Below are 4671 nucleotides of genomic sequence, written 5' to 3' on the forward strand. Positions count from 1 at the left end.
CGGGGTGACGCCCGGTCAGGTGTTGCGCAGCGCCAGCAGTTCGCCATTGCCCACCGGCACCAGGCTGGTGGTGAACGCCGCRTCGGCGGCCAGCAGGGCGCGCAGCGGCGCCATCTCACCGGCATGCGAGGTGGCGTTGTCGACCACCAGCAGGCCGCCGGGGCGCAGTACCCGACGCAGTTGCGGCCACCAGCCCGCGTACTGCCCGCGATTCGAATCCAGGAACAGCAGGTCGATGCAGCCCTCGTCGGCCTGCGCCAGCCACTGCCCGGCATCACCGTGGACCAGGTTGATGCGCTCGCCCAATCCACTGCGGGCGAAATTCGTGCGGGCCATCGCCACCTTGTCGGCGGCGAACTCCAGCGTGGTTACGTGGCCGTCGATGGCAGCGGCGGCCTCGGCCAGCCACAACGTGGAATAGCCGTTGGACGTGCCGATCTCCAGCACGCGCCGTGCGTTGCCGAAACGCACCAGCACCGACAGCAGTTCACCGGTGTCGGCGGTGATGTTGAGCATGCGGCGGTCGCGCTCGGTTTCGCGCGCATCGTTGCTGGTGCCGAAGCGGGCCAGTTCATCCTTCAGTGCAGCCAGGTCCATCGGCTCGATCTCCGCGGTACGGGCAATCGCCGGATGGCGATGCGCCAGCACCATTCTCGCTGCTTCCACAGCGCGTGTCCGTATCCGCGCATTGACGTCATCCACCTCCTATGGACTCCACCGTCAACAGTCGGTGGCGGACGCTGCACCTGTCCTTCTCGTTGCGCAGCAAAGCCTGGGGGGAGCGTCGACACATTTTCGTAATTTTCTTAGTCCCTGTTTCACCGGGCCATTGCGATAGTCCGCGCCCGCTGCAGTGCATTCAACGCATCTGCCGCATTTCCCCTGGATTCCCGCAAGGACATGGCCATGGCCCACGACATCCTGGCAATCGGCGCCCACCCTGATGACATCGAACTGGGCTGTGGCGGCAGCTTGGCCAAGCTCGCCTTCGCCGGCGCCCGCATCCATGCCCTGGTACTCAGCCGGGGTGGACGCGGTTGTCACGATGGCGCTGATCGCAGCGACGAGTCGCATCGCGCGCTGCGGCGACTCGGCGCCTGGCAGGTGCTGCAGCATGATTTTCCGGATACCTGTTTCCCGTCCTGCCGCAACGCCATCATCAGCGCCCTGGAACAGGCGTGCGAAGCCATCCAACCGCAACGCGTCTACACGATGTGTGGTGAAGACCATCACCAGGATCATCGCACCGTCCATGAAGCCTCGATCGTCGCCTGTCGCAGCGTCCCGCAGATCCTGTGCTACGAAAGCCCAAGCACGCTGCCGCAGTTCGCACCGCAGGTGTTTGAAGACATCAGCGTGCAGTTGGAGCTGAAGATCCGCGCACTACGCGAACACGCCAGCCAGGGCGATCGCCATTACATGCAGGAAAGCCACCTGCGCTGCCATGCCCAGTTCCGCGGCCAGCAGGTGGGCATCGGCCCCAGCGAGGGCTTCCTGCCCCATCGGCTGGTGCTGTGATGAAGACCCTGCTGTTCCTGGCGATGTGCGCCTTCATCGTCGTGCGCCTGCTGGTCCACGCAACGCGCAGGCCCAGCGGGCAGCTGCGCAGCATCGATGCGATCGTGCCTGCCTACAACGAAGCACCATGCCTGCAGCGTTCGCTCACCGATCTGCTGCAGAATCCGTACATCGCGCGGGTGATCTGCGTGAACGATGGCTCCACCGATTCCACCGCGCAGGTGTTGGACGCACTGCAGCTGCAATGGCCGGGGCGACTGCTCGCCGTGCACCAGTCCAACACGGGCAAGGGCGGCGCGTTGATGCACGGGCTGCAGCATGTGACCACCGCCCAGGTGTTCCTGACCGATGCTGACACCCGCATCGATCCGCGCAGTACCGGCCTGGGCCACCTGCTGGCGGAAATCGAACGGGGTGCCGACGCAGTGGGTGGTGTGCCATCGTCCTGCCTGCAGGGCGCCGGCTTTCTTCCGCACGTGCGGGCCAGCCTGAAGCTGCCGATGATCGTCATCAAGCGCAGCTTCCAGCAGTGGCTCGGCGGAGCGCCGTTCATTGTCTCCGGCTCCTGCGGGCTGTTCCGCACCAGCGTGCTGCGCAAGGTAGGTTTTTCCGACCGCACCCGGGTCGAAGACCTGGACATGTCCTGGTCGCTGGTGGCCCAGGGCTACCGGGTGCGGCAGAGCATCCGCTGCGTGGTGTACCCGCAGGAATGCAGCACGTTGGTGGAGGAATGGCGACGCTGGCGGCGCTGGATCGTCGGCTACGCCGTATGCATGCGCCTGCATCGGCGGTTGCTGCTGACCCGCTTCGGGCTCTTCAGCATCCTGCCGATGATCCTGCTGGCGCTGGCGGGGATCGCCGCTGGGCTGCAGGTGGGATTTGGCGCCGCTACGGTGCATGGCCCCGCTGGCCTGGTAGTGGCGATGGTGCCGCTGGTCTGGATCGGCATCGTGATGGCATTGGGTGTGGTCAGTGCCGTGCACCACCGGCGTCCATGGCTGGTACCGGCGGCAGCGTTCTCCGTGCTGTATGTGCTGCTGGCCTATGCGGTCTGGCTGATCCACGGACTGAAGGGGCTGTTCACCGGCCGCGAGCCCGCACGCGACAAGCCAACGAGGTATCCGCATGTGGTGGAGTGAACTGGAAGCAATGGCCAGCGAACTGGCATTGCTACAGCCCCACCTCGATCCATGCGCGGACATATCGCCACAAGCCACGGTACGCGGCGCGGTGAGTGTCGGCGTCGGCAGCCGCATCTGCCACGGCGCCCACATCCAGGGTCCGGTGTTGATCGGACGCGACTGTCTGATCGGCAATCATGCGCTGCTGCGTGGTCCGCTGCGTATCGGCGATGGCACCCGCATCGGCTTTGCCAGCGAACTCAAGAACGCCGTGGTCGGCCAGCGGGTCAGCATCGGTCCGCAGTGCTTCATCGGTGACAGCCGCATCGACGACGACGCATATCTTGGCGCTCTCGTACGCACAAGCAATCAYCGCCTCGACGGCGCGTCGATCGCCGTGCATGTCGATGGCCAGATCGTCGACAGCCAGCGCGACAAGCTCGGCGCATGGATTGGCGAAGGCGCGGCGCTGGGCGTCGGCGTGATCATCCTGCCCGGTCGCATCGTCGCACCGGGCAGCCAGTTCGGTCCGCGGATCACCGTGGAACGGAACCTGCCCGCAGGCCGCTATCGCCTGCTGCAACACCTGCATTCCCAACCCCTGGAGTAATCACCATGCGATTCATCAATCGTGGCGTACTGCCGTGCGCCCTGCTGCTGGCCGCCGCCAGCGCCCATGCCGGCGTCGACCGTGTTTCCCTGCAGCTGGACCACACCGATTACAACGAAGGCTTCGGCAAGCGCGACGTGCAGACAATGGATGTGGCAGGTCGCACCGGCGCCAGCCGCTGGCACCTGGGCCTGGCCCACGGCGAGCGCGATTACGGCACTTCGCGCTACAGCGGAAACCGGGTGCAGGGTTCGTTGCATCACGACTGGTCAGCCACCGTCGCCACGCGTACGTCGGTGATTGCGTCCAACGACGATCCGGTCTTCGTCAACCGCCAGATCAACCAGGACATGCTGTGGAAGGTGGCCGGACAGACCGTGCTGAGCGTGGGCGGCAAGTACGCCGAGTACCACGGCAGCGGCTACGTGAGCGGCTGGTCGGTGGGTGCTTCGCACTACTTTCCGCGGGTGATGGCCTCGATCAAGCATGAGCGCCATCGCCAGTCCAACGGCCCCGACGGGTACGGCACCACCGTGTCGCTACGGCTGAAAGATGCCCAGGGGCGTGGCTCGACCCAACTGTGGCTGGGCAGCGGTACCTCCGGCTACAGCGCCGAGGCCGATCCGCTGTTGCTGCGCGAGCACGATGCCCGGCGCGTGTTCCTGCGCCGCAGCCAGCCGCTGGGAGAGCACCTGGTACTCGACGTCGGGCTGGGCAAGACCTGGCACAAGACGCGCCTGGATCGTTTCCAGAGCCTGCATTCGCAGGTGGGCCTGGGCTACCGCTGGTAAGCCCATCGGCGACGACGGTCCGCCGTCGTCGCTGCTTCAGCAGGCTGCGGTCATCGCCACCACGCACGCGCCAGTGCGAACGCTCCAACCGCACCGGACACCCAGCTCCACGCCGGCACGTCGCCCCAGTACCAGCCCGGCGGCTGCAGCACGTACATCAACGCGGCGATCGCCAGCAGGCCGACGCCGGTGATCGCACCGACCGCATGCTTCTGCAGGCGCTGCAGGCTCGCATCGAGCGCAACCAGATCGCGCGAGCGCATCGCCAGTTCATGGCGACCTTCCACCTGCTGGGTCAGCCAGGCGTGCACCAGGCGCGGCATGTCTGGGGCATGGGTCATGATTTCCGGCAGGCGCTTGCCGATCTCGCGCACCACGCGGCGCGGGCTGTAGCGCTCGCGCAGGATTTTCGCCAGCACCGGCTTGGCCACGGCCCAGATGTCGATCTGCGGATCGAGCTGGCGGCCGACGCCTTCGATGTTGAGCAGGGTCTTCTGCAGCAGGATCAACTGCGGCTGCAACGTCAACTGATAGCGCTGGGCCACGCGGAACAGCTTCATCAGCACCTCGGCCAGCGAGATCTGCGACAGCGGKCGGGTGAARTACGGCTCGCATACCGAACGCACAGCCG

At 66.0% G+C, this 4671-nt stretch carries 5 protein-coding genes and 1 pseudogene; 4 read left to right on the top strand and 2 right to left on the bottom strand.

The features are described 5' to 3' along the window. Nucleotides 1-15: 15 nt before the first annotated feature. Nucleotides 16-597, bottom strand: coding sequence for an O-methyltransferase (locus AB4Y84_RS13700; protein WP_442244041.1), 582 nt, complete (start codon nucleotides 595-597; stop codon nucleotides 16-18). A 309-nt stretch (nucleotides 598-906) separates the two neighbouring features. On the opposite strand from AB4Y84_RS13700, the gene AB4Y84_RS13705 reads away from it, so the two are divergent. From AB4Y84_RS13705 to AB4Y84_RS13720, 4 genes are read left to right on the top strand one after another with little or no spacing between them, the layout of a single operon-like run. Further along, a complete protein-coding gene (locus AB4Y84_RS13705) occupies nucleotides 907-1518 on the top strand; it encodes a PIG-L deacetylase family protein (protein WP_442243989.1) in 612 nt (203 codons plus the stop codon). Continuing rightward, on the top strand, nucleotides 1518-2657 hold the full coding sequence (locus AB4Y84_RS13710; protein ID WP_363734276.1) for a glycosyltransferase: 1140 nt from the start codon (nucleotides 1518-1520) through the stop codon (nucleotides 2655-2657). The genes AB4Y84_RS13705 and AB4Y84_RS13710 overlap by 1 nt, the downstream gene beginning before the upstream one ends. After that, entirely contained in the window at nucleotides 2644-3249 is a 606-nt protein-coding gene (locus tag AB4Y84_RS13715; RefSeq protein ID WP_394196925.1) for an acetyltransferase, read from the top strand. Before AB4Y84_RS13710 ends, AB4Y84_RS13715 begins: the two co-directional genes overlap by 14 nt. Before the next feature lie 5 nt (nucleotides 3250-3254). Next, entirely contained in the window at nucleotides 3255-4040 is a 786-nt protein-coding gene (locus AB4Y84_RS13720) for a YaiO family outer membrane beta-barrel protein (protein WP_312786675.1), read from the top strand. A 50-nt stretch (nucleotides 4041-4090) separates the two neighbouring features. Here the strand turns inward: AB4Y84_RS13720 and AB4Y84_RS13725 are convergent. Continuing rightward, a pseudogene (locus AB4Y84_RS13725) lies at nucleotides 4091-4671 on the bottom strand (ubiquinone biosynthesis regulatory protein kinase UbiB); the annotation flags it as partial.

Source organism: Stenotrophomonas sp. 2YAF22 (assembly GCF_052114665.1).
Classification (GTDB): domain Bacteria; phylum Pseudomonadota; class Gammaproteobacteria; order Xanthomonadales; family Xanthomonadaceae; genus Stenotrophomonas; species Stenotrophomonas indicatrix.

Bases quoted from the DNA above. Each gene is read 5' to 3' on its own strand.
- AB4Y84_RS13710 (WP_363734276.1), top strand. From the start codon at position 1,518: ATGAAGACCCTGCTGTTCCTGGCGATGTGCGCCTTCATCGTCGTGCGC.
- AB4Y84_RS13720 (WP_312786675.1), top strand. From the start codon at position 3,255: ATGCGATTCATCAATCGTGGCGTACTGCCGTGCGCCCTGCTGCTGGCC.
- AB4Y84_RS13705 (WP_442243989.1), top strand. From the start codon at position 907: ATGGCCCACGACATCCTGGCAATCGGCGCCCACCCTGATGACATCGAA.